21 protein-coding genes are annotated in these 20,640 nt (G+C 67.6%); 9 read left to right on the top strand and 12 right to left on the bottom strand.

Annotated elements, in window-relative coordinates:
* Nucleotides 1-32: 32 nt before the first annotated feature.
* Genes QSJ19_RS13855 through QSJ19_RS13840 form a run of 4 tightly spaced genes read right to left on the bottom strand, consistent with a single transcriptional unit; the run spans nt 33 to nt 5,871 of the window.
* The gene (locus QSJ19_RS13855; RefSeq protein ID WP_286321189.1) at nt 33-1,700 is read right to left on the bottom strand and encodes an ABC transporter family substrate-binding protein; all 1,668 of its coding nucleotides are present in this window, start codon (nt 1,698-1,700) and stop codon (nt 33-35) included.
* Nucleotides 1,697-3,802: an ABC transporter ATP-binding protein gene (locus QSJ19_RS13850; RefSeq protein WP_286321187.1), complete on the bottom strand. Its 2,106-nt coding sequence runs from the start codon at nt 3,800-3,802 to the stop codon at nt 1,697-1,699. Before QSJ19_RS13850 ends, QSJ19_RS13855 begins: the two co-directional genes overlap by 4 nt.
* Nucleotides 3,799-4,830, bottom strand: a complete 1,032-nt coding sequence (locus tag QSJ19_RS13845) for an ABC transporter permease (protein WP_502876172.1) — start codon at nt 4,828-4,830, stop codon at nt 3,799-3,801. Before QSJ19_RS13845 ends, QSJ19_RS13850 begins: the two co-directional genes overlap by 4 nt.
* A gap of 57 nt (nt 4,831-4,887) precedes the next feature.
* Entirely contained in the window at nt 4,888-5,871 is a 984-nt protein-coding gene (locus QSJ19_RS13840; RefSeq protein WP_286321185.1) for an ABC transporter permease, read from the bottom strand.
* Between the two features lie 131 nt (nt 5,872-6,002).
* Here QSJ19_RS13840 and QSJ19_RS13835 point away from each other — a divergent pair, with 131 nt between their 5' ends.
* Nucleotides 6,003-6,785 carry an HAD-IIA family hydrolase gene (locus QSJ19_RS13835; protein ID WP_286321183.1) on the top strand — a complete coding sequence of 261 codons (783 nt, stop codon included), beginning with the start codon at nt 6,003-6,005 and terminating at the stop codon, nt 6,783-6,785.
* A 37-nt stretch (nt 6,786-6,822) separates the two neighbouring features.
* Here the strand turns inward: QSJ19_RS13835 and QSJ19_RS13830 are convergent, their stop codons facing one another.
* Complete coding sequence (locus QSJ19_RS13830; RefSeq protein ID WP_286321182.1) at nt 6,823-7,203, bottom strand: SHOCT domain-containing protein; 381 nt, start codon at nt 7,201-7,203, stop codon at nt 6,823-6,825.
* A gap of 102 nt (nt 7,204-7,305) precedes the next feature.
* On the opposite strand from QSJ19_RS13830, the gene QSJ19_RS13825 reads away from it, so the two are divergent.
* A complete protein-coding gene (locus tag QSJ19_RS13825; protein WP_286321180.1) occupies nt 7,306-8,334 on the top strand; it encodes an LLM class flavin-dependent oxidoreductase in 1,029 nt (342 codons plus the stop codon).
* A 9-nt stretch (nt 8,335-8,343) separates the two neighbouring features.
* Here QSJ19_RS13825 and egtD read toward each other — a convergent pair whose 3' ends face one another.
* Together egtD and egtB are read right to left on the bottom strand one after the other, a co-directional pair.
* Nucleotides 8,344-9,300: an L-histidine N(alpha)-methyltransferase gene (egtD, locus tag QSJ19_RS13820; protein WP_286321175.1), complete on the bottom strand. Its 957-nt coding sequence runs from the start codon at nt 9,298-9,300 to the stop codon at nt 8,344-8,346.
* Complete coding sequence (gene egtB, locus QSJ19_RS13815; RefSeq protein WP_286321173.1) at nt 9,297-10,631, bottom strand: ergothioneine biosynthesis protein EgtB; 1,335 nt, start codon at nt 10,629-10,631, stop codon at nt 9,297-9,299. The genes egtD and egtB overlap by 4 nt, the downstream gene beginning before the upstream one ends.
* A 294-nt stretch (nt 10,632-10,925) precedes the next feature.
* Between egtB and QSJ19_RS13810 the strand changes: the two genes are divergently transcribed.
* Complete coding sequence (locus QSJ19_RS13810; RefSeq protein WP_286321171.1) at nt 10,926-11,654, top strand: Clp protease N-terminal domain-containing protein; 729 nt, start codon at nt 10,926-10,928, stop codon at nt 11,652-11,654.
* A gap of 1 nt (nt 11,655) precedes the next feature.
* Here QSJ19_RS13810 and QSJ19_RS13805 read toward each other — a convergent pair whose 3' ends face one another.
* Nucleotides 11,656-12,177 (bottom strand): DUF5709 domain-containing protein, encoded by a 522-nt coding sequence (locus QSJ19_RS13805; protein WP_286321170.1) that lies wholly within the window; start codon nt 12,175-12,177, stop codon nt 11,656-11,658.
* A gap of 156 nt (nt 12,178-12,333) precedes the next feature.
* On the opposite strand from QSJ19_RS13805, the gene QSJ19_RS13800 reads away from it, so the two are divergent.
* Together QSJ19_RS13800 and QSJ19_RS13795 are read left to right on the top strand one after the other, a co-directional pair.
* The gene (locus QSJ19_RS13800; protein WP_286321168.1) at nt 12,334-13,422 is read left to right on the top strand and encodes a DUF2189 domain-containing protein; all 1,089 of its coding nucleotides are present in this window, start codon (nt 12,334-12,336) and stop codon (nt 13,420-13,422) included.
* A 131-nt stretch (nt 13,423-13,553) separates the two neighbouring features.
* Nucleotides 13,554-14,132, top strand: a complete 579-nt coding sequence (locus QSJ19_RS13795) for a hypothetical protein (RefSeq protein ID WP_286321166.1) — start codon at nt 13,554-13,556, stop codon at nt 14,130-14,132.
* A gap of 14 nt (nt 14,133-14,146) precedes the next feature.
* On the opposite strand, the gene QSJ19_RS13790 is transcribed toward QSJ19_RS13795, so the two are convergent.
* Nucleotides 14,147-14,713, bottom strand: coding sequence for an HdeD family acid-resistance protein (locus QSJ19_RS13790; RefSeq protein ID WP_286321164.1), 567 nt, complete (start codon nt 14,711-14,713; stop codon nt 14,147-14,149).
* A gap of 31 nt (nt 14,714-14,744) precedes the next feature.
* Between QSJ19_RS13790 and QSJ19_RS13785 the strand changes: the two genes are divergently transcribed.
* Together QSJ19_RS13785 and QSJ19_RS13780 are read left to right on the top strand one after the other, a co-directional pair.
* A complete protein-coding gene (locus QSJ19_RS13785) occupies nt 14,745-15,593 on the top strand; it encodes an acyl-CoA thioesterase domain-containing protein (protein ID WP_286321162.1) in 849 nt (282 codons plus the stop codon).
* Nucleotides 15,594-15,696: 103 nt separating this feature from the next.
* Nucleotides 15,697-16,770 carry a glycoside hydrolase family 183 protein gene (locus QSJ19_RS13780; protein WP_286321160.1) on the top strand — a complete coding sequence of 358 codons (1,074 nt, stop codon included), beginning with the start codon at nt 15,697-15,699 and terminating at the stop codon, nt 16,768-16,770.
* A 111-nt stretch (nt 16,771-16,881) separates the two neighbouring features.
* Here QSJ19_RS13780 and QSJ19_RS13775 read toward each other — a convergent pair whose 3' ends face one another.
* From QSJ19_RS13775 to QSJ19_RS13765, 3 genes are all read right to left on the bottom strand, one after another.
* Complete coding sequence (locus QSJ19_RS13775) at nt 16,882-17,514, bottom strand: DUF305 domain-containing protein (protein WP_286321159.1); 633 nt, start codon at nt 17,512-17,514, stop codon at nt 16,882-16,884.
* 131 nt (nt 17,515-17,645) lie between these two features.
* Nucleotides 17,646-18,068, bottom strand: coding sequence for a hypothetical protein (locus tag QSJ19_RS13770; protein WP_286321158.1), 423 nt, complete (start codon nt 18,066-18,068; stop codon nt 17,646-17,648).
* A 10-nt stretch (nt 18,069-18,078) separates the two neighbouring features.
* Nucleotides 18,079-19,380, bottom strand: coding sequence for a phosphatase PAP2 family protein (locus QSJ19_RS13765; protein WP_502876170.1), 1,302 nt, complete (start codon nt 19,378-19,380; stop codon nt 18,079-18,081).
* A 169-nt stretch (nt 19,381-19,549) separates the two neighbouring features.
* Here QSJ19_RS13765 and QSJ19_RS13760 point away from each other — a divergent pair, with 169 nt between their 5' ends.
* Both QSJ19_RS13760 and QSJ19_RS13755 read left to right on the top strand, forming a co-directional pair.
* Nucleotides 19,550-19,765: a hypothetical protein gene (locus tag QSJ19_RS13760; protein WP_286321157.1), complete on the top strand. Its 216-nt coding sequence runs from the start codon at nt 19,550-19,552 to the stop codon at nt 19,763-19,765.
* 39 nt (nt 19,766-19,804) lie between these two features.
* A complete protein-coding gene (locus QSJ19_RS13755) occupies nt 19,805-20,575 on the top strand; it encodes a deoxyribonuclease IV (RefSeq protein ID WP_286321156.1) in 771 nt (256 codons plus the stop codon).
* Nucleotides 20,576-20,640: the final 65 nt, after the last annotated feature.

Below are 20,640 nucleotides of genomic sequence, written 5' to 3'. Positions count from 1 at the left end.
CTGCCCAGTGGTGATGCTCATGTCGGCCGCGATCACTTCTGCCACCCGATGTCCTCGACGGGCCCGATGTAGAACTGGCCCGCACCGTAGTTGGCGAGTTTCTCCTTGACCGCCACCATCGACGGCCCGTTGAACAGTGGGAGATCCGAGTACTGGGCGAAGGCCTGTCGCTCCACCTTGTTGCCGGCGGCGATCTGGGCGGCCGGTTCGGGAATGGCAGCGACCCGGGCGATCTCGGCGTCGAGTTCCGGTGATCCCGCTCCCGCCTTGTTCAGCTGCGAACCCTCGCACCATGTCTGGCACAGATAGGCCATGCCGAACGGATCGCTGGACGAGAAGCCGATCAGGAACAGGTCGAATTCCTTGTTCACCACGACCTTCGAGAAGTCCGACGCAGGGCGCAGGGCGATGACGACATCAACGCCGACCTGCTTGAGGATCGCCTGGAACGCACGGGCCAGGTTCTGGCTGGCGGCGGCGTCGGAGAGGATCGGGAGCGTCACGGACAGGCGTCGACCGTCCTTGACGCGGGTGCCGTCGTCGCCGACCACCCATCCGGCCTCGTCGAGGATCGCGCGGGCCCGGTCGGGGTCGTAGCCGATGACACCGTCGAGGTTGTCTTCGTAGCCGGGCTGGAACGAGTACATCTGCAACGATCCCGGCAGTGGCTCGGAGTAGTTCAGGCCGGTGAACCGGATGCGCGCCAGGGTGCTGCGGTCGACGCCGAACAACAGTCCTTCGCGGACGCGGCGATCGGCGAGGATCGGGGTGTCGAGGTTGACCACGAGCAGCGACTGCTGCGGCGACGCGGCGGTGCGGATGTCGACGCCGCCCATGGTGATCACCTGAGCGCGGGAGTCCTTGCTCGCCACGCCGATGGCGTCGAGCTCGCCGTTGCGGAACGCGTTGATCGCGGCCTGATCCTCCATCTGTCGGAACACCCGCCGATCCAGCTTTCCGGGCTTGCCCCACCACTTCGGGTTCCGGGTGAACACGACCACGCCGGTGTTCGGGTCGTAGCTGTTCACCGTGTACGGCCCGGCTCCCCACTCCGGATGCGGGTTCTGCAGGTAGGTCGTGTTGTACAGGTCCGCGGTCGACACCTTCGGGTGCAACAGCAGATTGAACAGCCCGTCGGGCCACGCCCAGACACCCCGGAACCGGACGACGGCCTGCCGGTCGTCGACACCCCGCGTCACCGACTCGATCTGGTCGTAGCCGTCGGTGGCACCCACAATGTAGTCCGGATCCGTTCCGCTGCTGGTGCGCCAGGTGTTGACGAACGCCCGGTAGTCGATCGGTGTGCCGTCGTTGAAGTACGCCTTCGGGTTGATCGTGTAGGTGACGACGGTCTTGCCGTCGACGAGTTCCTTGCGTACGTCCGTGAGGTAGTCGCGGTTGAACGAGTAGGTGCCGTCCGGCGCGAAGTACGCCAATGTCGGGTTGTACCACCGCCACATCAGCAGGGTGTAGGCCGAACCGTCGGCGTGGAAGGTGTTCCACTGCGGGGACACCTCGGGGACAGCGGTCGTGAGGCTCCCACCGTCGCGGAGGTTCTCGCGCGGCTGCGGATTGAGGTCCGCACCGCTCGTGGAGATCGCGGAGTCATCCAGCGCCACACCGCAACCGGCGGTGCCGGCGACTCCGAGGACCGCAGCCGCGACCAGTACGATCAGTCGGCGCACGATCGGGTATCTCATCTGTCCACCTCCGCCGACACCGGCATGCGATCGGTGAAATGGCAGGCCGCGCCATGCCCGGGTGCGGTTTCGCGGACGGCGGGCACCTCGGACCGACACCGATCGCGGTCCGCGTCCGGCAGCGTCAGATGCAGCGGACATCGTCCGGCGAACGCACATCCGGCGATCTCCTCCGACGGACTGGGCAGTTCGCCGCGGAGCACGATCGGCGATCGTGCGCGCTCGGCGCGGGGATCCGGGATCGGGACCGCCGACAGCAGCGCCTGCGTGTACGGATGCGCCGGACTCTCGAACACCTGTGCGGTGGAACCGAATTCGACGAATCTCCCGAGGTACATGACCGCCACCTGGTCGGCCATGTGCCGGATCACCGACAGATCGTGCGCGACGACGAGATAGGAGACGTCGCCGTCGGCCTGCAGGCGCCGAATGAGGTTGACGATGTCGGCCTGCACGGAGACGTCGAGCGCCGACAACGGCTCGTCGAGGATGATGAGCCGGGGGTCGGTGCCCAGGGCCCGCGCAATCGCCAGGCGTTGTCGTTGCCCGCCGGAGAAGGCCGACGGGTAGCGGTCGGCGTGAGCCGGGTCGAGTCCGACGCGACGCAGCAGCCCGGCCACCCGAGTGTCGGTGTCCGCCCGCGACAGGCCCAGCGCCCGTAAGGGTTCGGCCACGATGTCGAACGCGGTGAACCGCGGATCGAGCGCTTCGGACGGATCCTGGAACACGATGGACATGTCTCGGCGCAACACCCGCGCCGCACGGCGCGACAGCGACGACGGATCGGTGCCCGACAATCGGACCACCCCGGCGGGCTGGGCGAAATCCATCACCTCGAGCAGTGCCGTCGACTTGCCGCTACCCGATTCGCCGACGATGGCGAAGGTCTCGCCGCGTCGGATGCCGAACGAGATGCCGTCGACGGCCCGCACCGTCCCGACGCGGCGCCGCAGCAGTCCCCTGGTGAGCGGGAACTCCTTGCGCAAACCGGTGACCTCGAGCAGCATCTCGTCCGTCGGGTCCGACGGCGGGGTGTGTGCCGGGAGCCCGGGATCGTCGAAGACCGGCCGGCCGTCGATGGTGCCGTCGGCGGCGATCTCCCCGACCCGGATGCAGGCGGCGGCGTGGGCAGTGGCGTGGGCGGCGCCGGGTGCACTGTCGGGTGCCACCGCGGTCAGCGGCGGCTCCCCGTGATGGCAGTCGTCGACGGCGATCGGGCACCGCGGCGCGAACTGGCAGGCGTCGGGCGGGTCGATCAGGACCGGCGGGCTGCCCGGTATCGGGGTGAGGGACTCGGTGACCCGGTCGACCCGCGGCATCGCCCCGAGCAGGCCGATCGTGTACGGCATCCGCGGCTCGGAGAACAGCGGATCCACCGCCGCCCGTTCGACGGCGCGTCCGCCGTACATGACGATGACGTCGTCGGCGGTACCGGCGACCACACCGAGGTCGTGGGTGATGAGCACCATCGCGGCACCGGTCTCGGCCCGGGCCGTCGCGAGCAGGTCGAGGATCTGCGCCTGGATGGTCACGTCGAGGGCCGTGGTCGGTTCGTCGGCGATGATCACCGCCGGATCGTTGGCGATGGCCATCGCGATCATCACGCGCTGACGCATCCCGCCGGACAGCTCGTGCGGGAACGAGGTCGACCGGCGGATGGGGTCGGGGATGCCGACGAGGTCGAGCAATTCGATTGCACGCTCGGTCGCGGCCCGGCGCCCGATGTCCTGATGGGCCTGCAGCGCCTCGACGATCTGCGCGCCGACCGTGAACACCGGCGTCAGCGACGACAACGGATCCTGGAAGATCATCGAGATCTCCCGCCCGCGCACCGCCGACATCTCCTTGTCGCCGAGCCCGATCAGCTCGCGGTCGCTCACCGTCACCGACCCCCGAACCTCTGCGGACGCCGGCAACAGACCCAGAACGGCCAACGCCGACACCGACTTCCCCGACCCCGACTCGCCGACGATCGCCAGTGTCGTGGCCGGGGCGACGTCGAAGGAGAGGCCGCGCACGGCCTCGACCCGACCGGCCTCCGAGCCGAACGCCACGTGCAGATCCCGCACCGACAGCACCGGGGCGTCCGTCTCCGTGCTCATGCCCGTGCCCCCGAGCCCGAGGTCGGGTCGAGGGCGTCGCGCAGGCCGTCCGCGATCAGCGCCATCGACACGGTCAGCAGGGTCAGCACCGCGGCCGGGAAGTAGAACAGCCACGGCGAGGCGAACAGGGCACCCGCGCCCGACTGCAGCAACGCGCCCAGGGTGACGTCGGGGATCTGCACGCCCAGGCCGAGGAACGACAGCCCGGTCTCGGCGAGAACGGTCGCGACGACACCGAGGGCGAAGTTGATGACGAGCAGCGATGCCAGGTTGGGGAGTATGTGGCGGGCCACGATGGTCAACGGCGGCTCCCCGAGATACCGTGCGGCCGCGACATAGTCGCGCTCCCGGATGGACTGGGCCATCGAGTGGATGATGCGCGCCAACATCATCCAGCCGGTCACGGTGAAGACGACGATGAGCCAGCGCCAGTCGCCGCCGGTCTTGTTGGAGATGAGCGCGATGATCAGGAAGGTCGGGATCACCAGCAGCAGATAGATGACACCGAGGATGGCGCGCTGCACCCACCCGCCGAAGTAGGCGGCGAACGCTCCGACGAACGCGGCGATGATGGTCGTCCCGATCGACACGGTGAGAGCGATGACGAGGGACCGCTGCAGACCGTGGACGACCTGCGCGTAGAGGTCGTTGCCCGCGTCGTTGGTGCCGAACCAGTGTCCCGACGACGGTGGGAAACCGATCGCGAGGAAGTCGGTGTCGGTGTACGACCACGGCGTCAGGAAACCGCCGAACACCGCGAACAGCACGAGCAGGACGAAGATGACCAGGCCGGCGAGCGCGGTGCGGTTACGGGCGAATCGTCGGGCGATCAGCAGGATACGGCCGGACCGCCCGCGGGCGATCGGAGTCTCGAGGCTGTCCTCGACGGGGCCGACGCCGTCGGCGAGCAGTCCGCCGGTCTCCCCCATGACGGGTGCGGTCGCCGTCGGGTCGTGATGGCCGCGACGACGCGCGGTCTCGGCGCGCGGCGGTTCCTCGCGATTCGGTTCGGGCGGCATCATCACCATTGCGGTCTCACCACTGTCGTTCTCACCACTGTCGTTCTCACCACTGTCGTCTCACTCTCAGGTCACCCGCACGCGCGGATCGAGATACACGACGGCGAGATCGGCGAGGATCGCGCCGACCGCGGTCGCGACGGCACCGAACGCGGCGACCGCGACGACCCCGTACACGTCGTTCGTGTTGATGGAGGTGACGAAATACCGGCCCATGCCCTCCCATCCGAAGATGGTCTCGGTGATGACGGCGCCGGTGAAGACCGCCGGGATGGCGAAGGCGATACCGACGGCGACCGGGATGATCGCGGTGCGCAGCGCGTGCCTGCGGACCGCGACGCCGCGGGTGAGCCCCTTGGCCCGTGCCGTGCGCACGTAGTCGGCGTCGATCGTGTCGAGCAGCAGCGAGCGCTGCATCAGATGCAGGCCCGCGTACTGCACGACGACCAGCGTGATCGTCGGCAGGATCAGGTGTTTGAGCCGATCGAGCAGGACCGGGAAGAAGCCATGGACATCGATGCTCGACGATCCGGCGACGAACACGACGGTATGACCGACCTGCTGGTTGATCGCGATACCCAGCAGGACGACGGCGAGGCCGGCCACGGCGACCGGCACGTTGATCATCACGATGGAGACGAACTGCCACGCGCGGTCGGCGAGCCGGTAGTGGCGAAGCGCGGTGTAGACGCCGAGGGCGATCCCGAGGAGGGTGGCCAGCACCGTGGCGGCCGTGAGGAGCTGGACCGACGACCACAGGCGGAAGGCGACCTGGCCGTTGACACTGGTCCCGACCGGCGTCGAACCCCAATCCCAGTGCAGCAGAATGTCGGTCAGCCACGTCCACCACCGCTCCAGGACGGGCGTCTTGTCGTTGAGGTTGTAGGTGCTCAGGGTGTTGTCGACGACCTCGGCCGGTAGCGGGGGCTTGCGCTCGGCGTAGTTCGAGCGCGGATCGAGGAACCAGGTGGCCAGGAAGAAAGCGAAGTTCGTGGCGATGACGACAAGGACCGCCCACGAGGCGATGCGCTTGCACAGGTAACCGATCACCTACGACCTCTGCTGGGTGGGCTGGGGAGTTGGGCTGGGGGCTGGTCTGGCGTGAGCGTCATTGTGTCAGCGAGCGGGCGTATTCGCCGGGTTTGGCGCGACCCGGGTGTGAGACCGCCATAATTCGGGGCATGGCCTGGAACTACCTGATGGACATGGACGGCGTGCTCGTCAGCGAGGAGCACCTGATCCCCGGCGCGGATGCGTTCCTCGCCGAACTACGCGACAACGAGATCCCGTTCATCGTGCTGACGAACAACTCGATCCGCACACCGCGGGATCTCCGCGCCCGCCTGTTACGCACCGGCCTCGACATCCCGGAGGCCGCGATCTGGACGTCGGCGCTGGCCACGGCGCGGTTCCTCGATTCGCAGCGGCCCGGCGGGTCGGCCTACGTGGTCGGCGAATCCGGGCTGACCACGGCCCTACACGACATCGGCTACGTGATCACCGATTCTGAGCCGGACTACGTGGTGCTCGGCGAGACGCGCACCTACTCGTTCGAGGCCATCACGACGGCCATCCGGCTGGTCGAGCGGGGCGCCCGGTTCATCGCGACCAACCCGGACGCGACCGGTCCGTCGGCGAGCGGTTCGCTGCCGGCGACCGGCGCGGTCGCCGCACTCATCACCCGGGCCACCGGCCGCGAGCCGTACTACGTGGGCAAGCCGAATCCGCTGATGATGCGGTCGGCGATCCGCCAGATCGGCGCCCACTCGGAGACGACCCTGATGATCGGTGACCGCATGGACACCGACGTCATCTCCGGCATGGAGGCCGGCCTGCAGACGATCCTCGTACTGTCCGGCATCTCCACACCGACCTCGGTCGAGCTGTACCCCTACCGGCCCACCCGCGTCATCGGTTCGGTCGCTGATCTCGTCGGCCACACTGCCGATCCCTTCGCAACATAACTGCCATACCCGCACCACGGCGGCCGCGAGAACTGCCTTACGCCAGGGCCTTCGCCTTCAGCGAGTCGTACTCCTCCTGCGTGATGGTGCCCGCGTCGAGAAGGGACTTGGCGTCGGCGATCTGTTCGGCGGGGCTCTTCGTGGCGACCGACTGGATGTAGCTGTCGGTGGCGGCCTTGGCCTCCTTCGCCGCCGCCTGCTGGCGCTCCGCCATGCCGCGGCCCTTCGCGAGCAGGTACACGATCGACGTCAGGTACGGGAAGATCACCAGGAAGATGACCCACGCGGCCTTCTGCCAACCGGACGCCTTGTGGTCGCGGAACAGGTCGGTGATGATGAACCACAGGACGATCAGGTACGCGACGAACGCGAAGATGACGATCGTGTACCAGATGAAGTCCCAGAACGAATCCCACATGGGAGTGCTCTCCTTGATCTGTCATGACGCCGACGGTCTTCAGCGCGCGTTCAGCTTATGACAGCACCTGATGTTCAGCAGGGATTGGCTACATTTGCTCCTATGGAGTTGGGTCTTGACACGTTCGGCGACGTCACCGTCGACGACACCGGCATCCCGCTGACAGCGGCACAGACCATCCGCAACGTTCTCGCCCAGGCCGTGCTCGCCGATGAGGTGGGGGTCGATTTCCTCGGCGTCGGTGAACATCACCGCGATGACTACGCGGTCTCGGCGCCCGAGGTGATCCTGGCCGCGGTCGCCGCGCGGACCAGTCGGATGCGGTTGGGTTCGGCGGTGACGGTGCTGAGTTCGGACGACCCGATCCGTGTGTTCGAACGCTTCTCCACGGTCGACGCGCTGTCGAACGGGCGGGCCGAGGTGATCCTGGGGCGTGGCTCGTTCACGGAGTCGTTCCCGCTCTTCGGCTTCGACCTGTCCGAGTACGAGGAGCTGTTCACCGACAAGCTGTCGTTGTTCGCGGCGTTGCGCTCCGGGCAGCCGGTCACGTGGTCGGGTTCCACACGGGGCCCGCTGACCGAGCAGTCGGTGTTCCCACAACTCGCCGAGCCGCCGTTGCCGACCTGGATCGCGGTCGGCGGCAGCCCCGAGTCGGTGATCCGGTCGGCGTCCTGCGGCCTTCCGTTGATGCTGGCCATCATCGGCGGCGATCCACTGCGGTTCGCCCCGTACGTCGACCTGTATCGGCGGGCCCTGACCGAACTCGATCAGCCGACGGATCTGCCGGTGGGCGTGCACTCCCCCGGCCACGTCGCCGACACCGACGAGCAGGCGCGCGAGGAGTTGTGGCCCCACTACCGCGTCTACGTCGAACGGATCGGGCGCGAGCGCGGCTGGCCGCCGCCGACACGCATCGAATTCGATCGGTCGACAGGGCCGTCGGGGTCGCTGTACGTCGGATCGCCGGAGACAGTCGCCATCAAGATCGCCGCGACGTCGAAAGCGTTGGGCCTGAGCCGCTTCGACATGAAGTACTCGCACGGCACGCTGCCGCACGACAAACTCATGCGCAGTATCGAACTCTATGGCACCCAGGTGATCCCACGCGTGGCCGAACTGCTCGCCGATTGACCCGCGTGGTCACCGCCGGGCGAGCGTCAGCAGGAAGTCGCCGGCGTCGTCGGTCCAGGTGTGGGTCACGTCGAGCCCCGCGGTCGCGAGCTCGTCGGCCAATGTCGCGCGGTCGAATTTGGTGCTGATCTCGGTGAGCACCTCGGTTCCGGCCGCCAGCTCCCAGCGACGGTCGAGGATCGGGATGTCGACGACGACGTCGCGTCGCGCGCGCAGCCACATCTCGATGCGGTGACGCTTCGGATTCCACCGGGCGACGTGATCGAAATCGTCGGCGTACAGACCCCGCGTGTCGAGACCGGTCCGCAGCACCTCGATCATGTTGCGGTTGAAATCGGCGGTCACCCCGGCCTTGTCGTTGTAGGCGGCGACGAGCCGGCCGGTGTCCTTGATCAGGTCGGCGCCGAGCAGGAAGTAGTCGCCCGGGTCGAGGGCTCCGGCGATGGTGTGCAAGAAGGCCGCTCGCGCCTCGTCGTCGAAGTTGCCGATGGTGCCGCCCAAGAACACCGCGACACGTGGCCCCGAGGAGGGCGGCACAATGAGATCGGCGCTCGTGAAGTCGCCGGCCACCGGGACGATGTCGATGCCCGGAAAGTCGACCCGCAACGTGGCCGCCGACGACTCGAGGGTCTCTGTGCTCACATCGAGCGGGACGTAGCGAAACGTCCGGCCCTCGTGATCGGCACGCTCGGCGAACGCGGAGAGCAGCAGGCGGGTCTTGGTCGACGTGCCCGACCCGAGTTCGACCATCGTCGACGCCTCGGTCACGGCCGCGATCTCCGCACTGCGTGCCTCGAGGATCTCGGTCTCCCGCCGCGTCGGGTAGTACTCGGGCAGCCGGGTGATCTCGTCGAACAATCTGCTGCCGCGCTCGTCGTAGAGCCACTTCGTCGGCAGGGTCGGCGGATCGGCCCACAGGCCCGCGACGACGTCGGCGGCCAGCGGGTCCTCGATACCGGTGATCACCGGGCCAACCGCAGTCCGGAGAACGCCCAGCGCGCCGAGGCCGGGAAGAAATTGCGGTAGGTCGCCCGCTCGTGACCACGCGGCGTCACCGCGCTCGCGCCGCGCAGCACATGCTGATCGGACATGAACTTGCCGTTGTACTCACCGACGGCGCCGTTGGCGGGGACGAACCCCGGATATGGCAGGTAGGCACTGGCCGTCCACTGCCACGTGTCGCCGATCATGGTGCTGCCGGCGCGGCCCGGATGACATCGGGCCGGATCGAGCAGTTGCCCCCGCGTCGACGACCCGGTGACAGCGGCCGTCTCCCACTCGAATTCGGTGGGGAGACGAACTCCCGCCCACCGTGCGTACGCGTCGGCCTCGTAGAACGAGACGTGCAGGACGGGCTCGTCGAGGACGAGCCGGCGACGTCCCGACAGCGTGAACGTGGTCCACTCCCCGTCGACCTGCTGCCAGTACCCCGGCGCCTGCCAGCCCGTCTCGCGGATGTGGGCCCACCCGTCGGACAGCCAGAACTCGGGACGCCGGTAGCCGTCGTCGGCGATGAACTCCAGCCACTCGGCGTTGGTGACCGCGCGCTCGGCGATCTCGAAGTCCTCCAGGAACACCCGATGCCGCGGACCCTCGTTGTCGTAGGAAAAACCGCTGCCGCTCCCGGCGCCGAACTGACCTGGCCCGCTCGCTCCGCTCCCGGCGCCGAACTGACCTGGCCCGCTCGCTCCGCTCCCGGCGCCGAACTGACCCGGCCCGCTCGCTCCGCTCCCGGCGCCGATTTCTTTCACCCCACCTGCCACCGACCGCCAGGTCAGTGGATCAGGCGTACCGGACTCGTCGGCGACCCGCTCGACGTACACCGGGGCGAACGCGTGGGTGGAGAACAGGTGCTTGAGGTCCATGAGCAGCAGCTCCTGGTGCTGCTGCTCGTGGTGGCAACCGAGTTCGACGAGGGCGAGCACGTCGTCGTCGAGGGCGCCGCGCTCGAGGACGTCGACCATCGCGTTGTCCACGTACTCGCGGTAGTGGCCGACATCGGCGACGCCCGGTCGGGTCACCAGCCCGCGCTCGGGGCGCGGATGCCGCGCTCCGACCGCCTCGTAGTAGCTGTTGAAGAGATATCGGAAGGACTCGTCGTAGACGACGTACGAGGGATCGTTGCGGAGGATGAACTCCTCGAAGAACCACGTGACATGCGCCCGATGCCATTTCACCGGGCTCGCGTCGGTCATCGACTGCGGGGTCTGGTCCTCGGCGGACAGGCTCGCCGTCAGGGCGTCGGTCAGTCCGCGGACCGCGAGGAACCTGTCGGCCTGCGACCTCGACTCGGACACCGCCGGAACGGATGTCTCCGCTGGAACGGATGTGTGAGTAACGGATGGGGTGATGCTGGGCTTGGTGATGCTCACCGGTACCTCCCGGTTCCTGTGGACCGGCTCGTGCTGAACCGGCAGATGGACGGGCAACCCTCGGCTCCATCGTTCCCACGGCCGTCACCGCTGTCAACGAATATCCGGGTCGAGACACTCGCGGTCATCGCATCACATGCCACCGACAAGAACCGCTCATCGCGGTTTCATCGTCAATGCATGGTTGACGCGAACTGTGCGTCAACCTATGGTTGACGCATGCCGAAACCCGTCATCATGGAGAACATCCGTCTCGACGACCTGATCGCCGCCATCCGCAAGGTGCACGACGACCCGCTCGAACAGCTCTCCGACGCCGTGGTCGCCGGTCAGCATCTCGGCGAGATCGCCGATCACCTCATCGGCCATTTCGTCGATCAGGCTCGTCGCGCGGGCGCCTCCTGGACCGAGATCGGCACCAGCATGGGCGTCAGCAAGCAGGCCGCGCAGAAGCGCTTCGTGACGCCGACTCCCGATACGTCGCTCGCGGACGAGTCGAATCCGTTCGGGCGCTTCACACCTCGGGCCCGCAACGTCGTCGCGGAAGCCAACAATCTGGCGATCGCCGAGCATGCCGCGTCGGTCACACCGGAACATCTCGCCCGGGGCCTGTCCGTCGCGCCCGAATCGGTCGCGGACCTCACGCTGCGAGCCCAGGGCGTCGAGCTGGCCGTGCTGGCGGAGGCCTGCACCGTGCCGGCCGGCGACCCCGAGGAGACCGGAAGCCGAAAGTCGCTGGTGCCCTTCGATGACCGGTCGAAGTCCGTACTCGAGAAGACCGTGACCACCGCTGTCGACATGGGCCACAACTACGTGGGCACCGAACACCTTCTGCTGGCGCTGTTCGCCGATCCCGCACTCGCGGCGGTACTGGAATCCCTCGGTGTCCGTGCCGATGCGGCACGGACATTCATCCTCGAGACCCTCGATCAGTTCACGCAGAGGTGATTCAGTCGTTCTCGGCTGCCTCTTCGGACTCCTCGACCTCGTCGACGTCGATGTAGTGCACCGCGGCCTCTTCGGCGGAGGCGCCCGCGCCGTCGATGCCGGCGTCGGTGGCGACCTGTTCCTGCTCGTCGTCGATGCCGGTCCCCTCGTCGGGGGCGATCAACCTTCCGGCACGTCCGTTGCCCGCCTGATCGGCGTCGTCGTAGTCGGCGTCGCGGTCGGATGCGTGTGACCGCCAGTCCTTTCGGTTGTCGGCGTCGATGTCGTCGAGCGGATCGGACGCGCCGACGTCGGGCTCCTCCTCGGAGAGACGCTCATCGAGGGTCTCGCCCTCGCGCTGCTCCTGGGCGGTCAGTCCGCGCTGCGCACCGCTCGGTCGGTGGTCCGGCGGAGAGTAGCCCTCGTCGAGCACGTCGTCGACACCACGATCGTCGAGCGTGTCCTCGGGTTGGAGCTGATCGTCGTCGTCGAGACTGTACTCGCCGTCAGAGCCTTCGGAGATGCTGCCGATGTCGTCACTCACGATGTTCACGATGCCAGTCCTGCCGAGGCGGATCCACCCGACGGTGTGACCTGCCTCACCCGACATGACCGCCCCGAGGTGATTTCGTCATTCTTTGACACGACGCGTCGACAGAAACACTGTTGACCTGCCCGCTGTGGCCGTATCCTCCCAGCCATGACCACACCGCCCGATCCTCACAATCCCGGCACGCCGGACGATCCGAACGCCGGTGGTACCCCGCCGCCGTCCTATCCGCCGCCGGGGTCGTACCCGCCGCCGGAGTCCACTCCGCCACAGGGTGGTGGCAGCTATCCCCCGCCGGGTTCCTACCCTCCCCCGGGCTCGCCTCCTCCCGGTACTCCCCCTCCCGGATCTCCCCCGCCGCCTCCCGGTGGCGGCTACGGTCAGCCCGGTCAGCCGGGACCCGGTTACGGCCAGCCCGGCGGTGACCCCGGATACGGTCAGCCCGCAGGTGGTTACGGCCAACCGGCCGGTGGCTACGGTCAACCGGCAGGTGGCTACGGCTCTCCCGGCGCCCCGGGTGCACCCGGGAACTACGGCACCGCGGCATTCGGCGCGCCGCCTCCCGCACAGTTCTCCATCGGCGAGGCCATCAGCTACGGCTGGAACCGCTACAAGGAGAACGCCGTCTCCTGGATCGTCATCATCCTGATCTCCCTCGTCGTCTCCGGCCTGATCGGCTGGCTGAACAACGTCTCGTCGGACTACGGCCGGATCTTCTGGATCAGCGCACTGTTCGGCATCATCTCGACCATCGTCGGCTACATCTTCCAGGGGGCGTACGCACGTGGCGCACTGGACGAGACCAGCGGCGCCAAGCCGTCGATCGGCCGGTTCTTCGAGGTCAACATCGGTGCCGTCATCATCACCGCATTTCTGGTCGGTCTCGGCACCGCGATCGGTCTGATCCTGCTGATCATCCCGGGCATCGTCTTCGCGTTTCTCGCGTACTGGTCGCTGACCTTCGTCGTCGACCGGGACCTCGACCCGATCGCCGGCATCAAGGCCAGCTTCTCGGTGATCAGCAAGAACGCCGGACCGCTGTTCCTGTTGGCGCTAGCGGTCATCGGCCTCAACATCGTCGGCGCGATCCTGTGCCTCGTCGGCCTGCTGGTCACCCTGCCGGTCACGATGATCGCGACGAACTACGCCTACCGGTACTTCACCGGTGGGCTGATCGCACCGATCGGCGCACCCGGTGGCGTCGCACCGCCGCCGTATCCGCCGAACCCCCAGTACTGAGGTCCAGCGCTCCGGCGCTGCCGCAGTACTGATCCGCTGACACGACTCGGCCGCCACCTCGAAAGGGGTGGCGGCCGAGTCGTTTCCGAGGAAATCACCCGCTCGACGCCGGAGTCGACGACAATCAGGTCATGCTCGACGAGATGCAGGAGGAGGCGCAGACGTACCTGTCGGCCGGTGAGTTCTCGCACGCCCTCGCCGAGTTCTCCGTCCTCCGTGAGATCCGGTCGCGCCGCGAGGGACCGTACTCGCTGATGTACCTGTCGAATCTGCACGACTGCGTGCGATGCATGTCCCACCTCGAGTTATGGGCGGATTCGACGCCGCTGTGCCGCGAACTGCACGGAAAGTACCTGCGAACCCACGGTCCGGCGCAGTCCGACACCGTCGACGTCGCCAAACACTGGGCGTGGGCCCTGGTGCATCTGCACGACTATCCGCCGGCGGTCCGGCTCTACCTGACCACCGCGGATGCACTGTGGGACGACGATCAGCAGCAGGCGCGCCGCCTGCTCGCCGCGGCCGTCGCCCACCGCGCGGAAGCCGACCCGCGCACGATGATCGACGGTGACCCCGGGCCCATCGATCGTGCGCGGCTCCTGCACGGCCAAGACGTGCTCGTGACGATCAACGCCCTCATCGACGTGATCGCCGACGACACCGACACCGCACGGGCCTCGGTGACGTTCGACGGTCTCGCGATCGCCTGATCGGCGTCGGCGCCTCAGACCGGCTGGTCGACCTTCTTCGGCAATGTGAACAGCGTGACGACGCTGACCACGATCAGCATGATCGCCGCGACCCACAGGAATGTCGCGAGCGCGAGGCCGGGGATGAAGAGCATGACGATGCCGGCGACGATCGCCACGACCCCGGACAGCACCAGCAGCCACCGCGGCGTGTGCAGCGAACCCGCGACCGCATGCGACAGGTCGGCGACGCCCTGGAAGATCCAGCCGACGCCGATGAAGATGGCCAGGAAGAGCAGCGACTCCTCCGGATTGAAGAGGGCGATGATCCCGGCGATCAGGATGAGGGCGCCGATGAGTCCGAGCACGAACCGCCAGCCGCCGGACAGCAGCGACGACGCGAAGGACGTGTAGAGACGGAACAATCCCGCGACGATCAGCGAGATGCCGAAGAGGACGCCGATCACGAACAGGGTCGCGGCCGGCCACACGAGCGCGATGATGCCCAGGACGATTCCGACGATGGAGGTCACGATCATCATCGAACGGACCGCGGCCACCAGTTCGTCGGGAATCTGGCGTGCGTAATCTGCAATTGTCATGGACGAAGGTTATTACGACCGAGGGGGACACATGTCGTCGATCGCCTTTTTCTCGCGGGACGACGACCGCCTGATCCCGACGCGGTTCGCGGCCAGTCTCTGGGCCCCGGGAACGCTGAACGGACCGGCTGTCTGCGCCGTCGCCGCCCGGGCCGCCGAGGAGGAGTTCAGCGCGACCGGTTTCCGGCCCGCCCGCTTCACGATCGACCTGTTCAAGGTCGCCCGAGACGCCCCGACGAGCACGCGGGCGCGCCTGATCCGCGACGGCGGCCGCATCAAGGTCGTTGAGGTGGATGTCCTCCAATCAGACGACGATTCGGCTCCGGTCACGGTCGCCCGCAGCACCACCGTGTTCGTGAAGGAGAGCGACAACCCACCGGGTGAGCGATGGTCGCGCCCCGCCGAGTCGATCCGGTTCCGCCCACCGGACTCCGATCCCGACGACCACTACCCGTGGTACGGCGCGGCCGGCCCGGACGGCGAGATCACCTGGAGTCAGGACATGGGCTCCCATCAGGACGGCCGGCGCAAGTGGCTGTGGACGCGCGCGGTGTCGACGGTCGCCGGAGAGGAACCGTCGCCGTTCGAACGGGCCGCCATCAGCGGGGAGTCGACGAGCCTGGTGTGCAACTGGGGCAGCGCCGGGATCGCGTTCATCAACTGCGATCTCACGGTCGCGCTGTCGCGTCTGCCGGTCGGGTCACGGATCGGTGTCGAGGCGGCCGCCCACGTCGAGGTCGACGGCATCTCGACGAGCACGACCAACCTGTACGACCTGGACGGACAGTTCGGCGTGGGCATGGTGACCGGGGTGAACAACGCTGCGGCCACGATCGACTTCACTGCGGTCGACACCGGAGGCCGATACACCGAGGCATGAGGGAGCGACCTGGGGAAGCGCCGCGCAGGACGGGACTCGCGAACCTGAACGATCGTCTCACGTCACGCACCAATCACCGTGGGGTCTTGATAGGGTCACGCGCATGACGCGGCGCAACCGACGGTGGGGTATGGCGATGGCGGTCACCGCGCTCGCCACCGCCCTCACCGCTGGACTGGCAACCCCGACGGCCGACGCGGCACCCGTGGCGGCCGGAAACGGCACCATCGTCGCGCGCCTGACCGGACCGGGGTCGATCAACGACACCATCGGCCGATACAACATCGTCGGCACCGACCTCGGCGTCCTGTGGGACAACGGGCACGGCGAGATCATGGCCGCCTTCGGCGACACCCAGTCGTTCAACGGCTGGTCCCTGCTCTACGGCGAACTCTGGTACTGGCGTTCCAACGTGCTGCTGCGCAGCCGCGACCGCAACCTCGCCGACGGCATGACGTTCACCGGGCACGCGGGCCCGCCCGGGCACGCCAAGCGGCTGCTGAAGCCGAACCTGCGTCGCGAGATCACCATCATCCCGACCGCCGGGGTCGCGGCGAATGGCAAGCAGTACATGAACGTGATGTCGGTGAAACACTGGGGACAGCCCGGTGTCTGGTACACGAACTGGTCCGGTCTCGCCGCGTCGACCGACAACGGGCAGAACTGGCGGGCCGTCAACGCCTTCCGGCCCAACGGCGGCGGCAACGCGAAGTTCCAGATGGCCGCCTACCTGAAGGTCGGGCACACCGTCTACACCTACGGAACGTCCGACGGCCGTTGGGGTGCTGTCTATCTCGCCCGTGTCGACGAGAGGGACATCGAGCATCTCGGCAAGTACGAGTACTTCTCCTACGGACGGTGGGTGCGCAACAATCCGGACTCGGCCACCCCGGTGATGGGCTCGCCGACCGGCGAGCTGTCGGTCGCGTGGAACGACTACCTCGGCAAGTACATCTCCCTCGGCACCAAGGATTCGGGCGTGGTGCTGCGGACCGCCGACAATCCGTGGGGTCCATGGACTTCCGGTGAGGTCGTCGTCCCGGCGAACAACCCCTACTCGGGCTACGCGCCCTTCATCCACCCCTGGTCGAAGGGCAACAACGTCTACTTCACCTACTCGATCTACACCGGCTATCAGGTCTACCTGATGCGCCTGCCGCTGCGTCGACCCGAGTAGAGGCCCCGGAGAGAGGACGCCGGGAACTCCGATGGACGCCACGAACGACCGGCACGGGCCGGGCGAACCCCGACAGGGTGCGCCCGGCCCGTTCTGATCATCGTGGGACGATCACTGTCCGAGCATCCTTCTCATCTCGTCGATCTCGGCCTGCTGGGCCTTTCTCACCTGTTCCGCCAGGGCGCGTGACGGCCCGTCGATCCCGGAGGCGAGTTCGTCGTCGGCCATCTCGACCGCACCCTGGTGATGGCGGATCATCCCCTCGAGCCACAGTCGATCGAACTCCGCACCTCGCGCGGCCGTCAATGCGGACATGTCCGATTCGCTCATCATGCCCGACATGTCATGTCCCTCATGACCGCCGGCGGCGTGACCACCGCCGGCGGCGTCGATCCCCCACCCGGACAGACGAGCGGTCATCTCGTCGATCTCGGGTTGCTGGGCGTCCGCGATCCGGGTCGCGAGCTCGAGCAGCGCGGGGTCGGTGCTGCGTCCTCGGACGAGACCGGCCATCTCGACCGCCTGCTCATGATGCGGGATCATCATCTGGTTGAAGGTGACGTCGGCGGCGTTGTGGGTCGCCGACTCCGATGACGATGTCGGGGCGGCCGAATGCGCGCCGCCGTGCTCCATCGAAGCCGACGGTGTCGTCGGCTCGTCGTCGGAGGTCGAGCACCCGGCGAACAGAGCCGCAGCCGTCGACGCGGAGATGGTGGCGTACAAGAACTTCTGTCGATTCTTCACAAGTGATCCTTCGGGAAGGCACTGCTCGAGAACGCAGTGCTGCAGAACCGCTCTGCCGGTGTGGCAGGCGGGTATGGCGTCGGCCGGGCACCGACCGTGCGCTCAGGGCACGTGGGTCCGGTAGACGTCCATCAGCAGCGGATCACCTGGAGTTGCAGATGGGTCGGCATCGCCCACGGTGGTGGACGGCCGGCCCGCAGTGTGCGCAGGACACGGATCGACCGCAGCAGCGGCGGGATGGGAAATCCCCAGGCCAGAACCAGGATGCCGAGGATGACGACGGCGGGCTCGCCGGCCCGGATGAAGACGCACGCGTGGTCGTGTGGGTCGCAGTCGCCGGCGCCGCCGATCGTGTCGCGATCGTCGAGGGACTGGTGGGCGGAGTGCATCGTCGACTGGCCGTGCGACCCGCCGATCTCCTGACCGGTCGCCTCGTGCCCGGTGGCGCAGTGTGCGATCACCGAGTGCATCACGAGGATCGCCATGGCGAGCGCCATGATGAGTCCGGCGCCCGCGACGCCACGCATCAGCGGGCGCACACGGGACGAGGACATGACGACGAGACTACCGACCGGGTGCGGGCACTTCCGTGTCCGGTTCGGGCGCTTCGCGTCCGGCGCCTTCCCTCTGCGCGCTTTCCCTCTGCGCGCCTTCCCTCTGCGCGCCTTCCCTCTGCGCGCCTTCCCTCTGCGCGCCTTCCCTCTGCGCGCCTTCCCTCTGCGTGATCTCCCTCTGTGCGCGCCGCCGTTCCGCACGTGGTGTCAACCAGCGCTTGTCGACGATGCTCGCGACCAGGATGACGAAGGCCGCGAGCCCCCAGCCGAGGATGATGTCGAAGACATAGTGTTCGGCCGTGTAGACGAGGGTGAACGCCATCGCGAGCGCGTACCCCATGAACAGTGTCTTCCCCAACGCCTTCACCCGCGGCCACATGAACAGGGCCAGCAACATCGTCAGGCCCGCGTGCAGGGACGGGATCGCCGCCACCAGATTGGCCTTGCCCTGCCCGACCTCCACGAGTGTCGACGCCGCGTGGATGTTGAGGAAGTTCCAGCCGCGCGCGGAGATCCGCTCCACATACGGCTGCGCGTCCGGGTTGGTCGGCGTGACCTCGCCGAGGATCCCGCCGTTCGCGACGGCCCCCTCCGTGGCCATGCAGTGCGGTTCGCGGGGATGGTCGACGAGTTGTTCCGCGGTACAGCGCGCGGCCGCCCACGGCGGTGCGGCAGGCACCAGGGTGTAGCCGACGAGCGCGAGGAAGGTAGTCGCGACGAAGCACGCCGCATACCGTCGCCATGCCGAACGATCCTTGAGCCACAGCACCGCGGCGACCGCGTACGGCACGATGAAGTACGACATGTAGACGACGCTGGTGACGACCTCCCACCAGGGCGGGGACGCCTGCTTGAGGTGTTCCTGCAGCCACACCGTCGGGTTGACGCCGAACAGCCAGTGATCGACGTCGGCGGCCAGATGCCACTGCGTCGGCATGTCCACGATGCGCGCGACGTCGCGGGTCCAGTCGTAGAGGATCAGGATGAGCGCGAACGGCAGCCAGTCGATGATCACGCTGATCGCGCGCCGACGGCCGATGGTCGCGGCCAGCATGCCGAGGCACAACAGGACGATCAGCTGCGTGCGGTCGAAGGCCACGCCGTTGACCGCGATCTCGTAGATCATGAACCCCACCCACGCGGCGATCGCGATGCGGCGCACGATCGTCAGGTCGCGCCGGTTCACCGGGTCGGTGTCGGGGGCGGCAGCGGCCGAGATGTCGTCGAGGATGGGTTCGACGCCGTCGGCAGAGGTGTCACGGGCGGCCGCATCGTCGGGCACCCGGGAGTTCACCGTGTCGTCAATGCTCACCCGAGTTCCTGCCCACCCACGCCCACGTCGGGGCACCCTGCACGTTCACCTGCCGTCAGCCTAGTGATCATTCCCTGTTCGGGGCCCGGCAAACCGCCGGGTGCTCGGTGAACTGTTGGGACAACACCTAGGATGGTGATCGGTATCACACCGATGGGGAGGAGTCCCGGTGCCCGACCGGTATCTGCGTTACGGCGACCAGCGCTACATCATCACCAAGGAAGCGGAGCAGCGACTCAACCGCACCCTCGACACCGTGTACGCAGCGGGCAGCAGAGGTCACGAGTGGCTCAGTCTGTATCACGGCAGCGACGCGCCCTGCCGCCTGCTCATCGCCACCGGAGTGCCGATCACCATCGAGACGGTCCCCGCACTCGACGACTGAGAGCAGGGCTCCTCGCCACGGGGCACTATCGTTTGACCCATGCGCATCGGAGCACATCTGCGTGAGGACGCCGACCCCCTGTCCACCGCGAGCGAACTCGGCATCGACGTCTTCCAGATGTTCGTGACCGATCCACAGAGCTGGAAGAAGCCGGAGGCTCGCGACGACGCGGCCGCGATCCGCGACTCCGAGATCGACGTCGTCGTCCACTCCAGCTACCAGATCAACGTCGCCAGCCTGAACAACCGGCTGCGGATGCCGTCACGCAAGGCGGTCGAGCAGCAGGCGACCGCGGCCGCCGAGCTCGGCGCCTTCGGCCTGGTCGTACACGGCGGCCACCTGCGCGACGGCGAGGACGCCAAGGAGGGATTCGCCAACTGGCGCAAGCTCTTCGACCGTCAGGTCGACAAGGGCGGATTCGGCGTCCCGATCCTGATCGAGAACACCGCGGGCGGCGATCACGCGATGGCCCGCACCCTCGAGGCCATCGACCGGCTGTGGGAGTCGGTCGGCGACTTCGAGCAGGCCGGTTTCTGCCTCGACACCTGCCATGCCTGGGCCGGCGGCGAGGATCTGGTCGGACTCGTCGAACGCGTCAAGGGCATCACCGGGCGGATCGATCTGGTGCACCTCAACAACTCGCGTGATGAGTTCGACTCCGGTCGCGACCGGCACGCCAACCTCGGCGACGGACACATCGATCCCGAGGTTCTCGTCGCCGTGGCCGCCGCGGCCGATGCCCCGGTCATCCTGGAGACCCCCGCCGACGGGATCCCGACAGATCTCGCCTACCTGCGAGAAGCCCTGTAGGCACACCTGCGGGCGGGTGACCCGCCGCGACCGCTCACCTCGGTCGACGCAGATCACAGACCGAT

This window comes from Gordonia sp. ABSL11-1 (assembly GCF_030315685.1).
GTDB lineage: Bacteria > Actinomycetota > Actinomycetes > Mycobacteriales > Mycobacteriaceae > Gordonia.
The sequence above is the reverse complement of the archived record's forward strand: the minus strand, read 5'-3'. Positions and strand labels throughout refer to the sequence as shown.

Coding starts and splice junctions, on each gene's coding strand:
- QSJ19_RS13855 (WP_286321189.1), bottom strand. CDS start 1,700: ATGAGATACCCGATCGTGCGCCGACTGATCGTACTGGTCGCGGCTGCG.
- QSJ19_RS13850 (WP_286321187.1), bottom strand. CDS start 3,802: ATGAGCACGGAGACGGACGCCCCGGTGCTGTCGGTGCGGGATCTGCAC.
- QSJ19_RS13845 (WP_502876172.1), bottom strand. CDS start 4,830: ATGGTGATGATGCCGCCCGAACCGAATCGCGAGGAACCGCCGCGCGCC.
- QSJ19_RS13835 (WP_286321183.1), top strand. CDS start 6,003: ATGGCCTGGAACTACCTGATGGACATGGACGGCGTGCTCGTCAGCGAG.
- QSJ19_RS13830 (WP_286321182.1), bottom strand. CDS start 7,203: ATGTGGGATTCGTTCTGGGACTTCATCTGGTACACGATCGTCATCTTC.
- QSJ19_RS13825 (WP_286321180.1), top strand. CDS start 7,306: ATGGAGTTGGGTCTTGACACGTTCGGCGACGTCACCGTCGACGACACC.
- QSJ19_RS13810 (WP_286321171.1), top strand. CDS start 10,926: ATGCCGAAACCCGTCATCATGGAGAACATCCGTCTCGACGACCTGATC.
- QSJ19_RS13800 (WP_286321168.1), top strand. CDS start 12,334: ATGACCACACCGCCCGATCCTCACAATCCCGGCACGCCGGACGATCCG.
- QSJ19_RS13795 (WP_286321166.1), top strand. CDS start 13,554: ATGCTCGACGAGATGCAGGAGGAGGCGCAGACGTACCTGTCGGCCGGT.
- QSJ19_RS13790 (WP_286321164.1), bottom strand. CDS start 14,713: ATGACAATTGCAGATTACGCACGCCAGATTCCCGACGAACTGGTGGCC.
- QSJ19_RS13785 (WP_286321162.1), top strand. CDS start 14,745: ATGTCGTCGATCGCCTTTTTCTCGCGGGACGACGACCGCCTGATCCCG.
- QSJ19_RS13780 (WP_286321160.1), top strand. CDS start 15,697: ATGACGCGGCGCAACCGACGGTGGGGTATGGCGATGGCGGTCACCGCG.
- QSJ19_RS13770 (WP_286321158.1), bottom strand. CDS start 18,068: ATGTCCTCGTCCCGTGTGCGCCCGCTGATGCGTGGCGTCGCGGGCGCC.
- QSJ19_RS13755 (WP_286321156.1), top strand. CDS start 19,805: ATGCGCATCGGAGCACATCTGCGTGAGGACGCCGACCCCCTGTCCACC.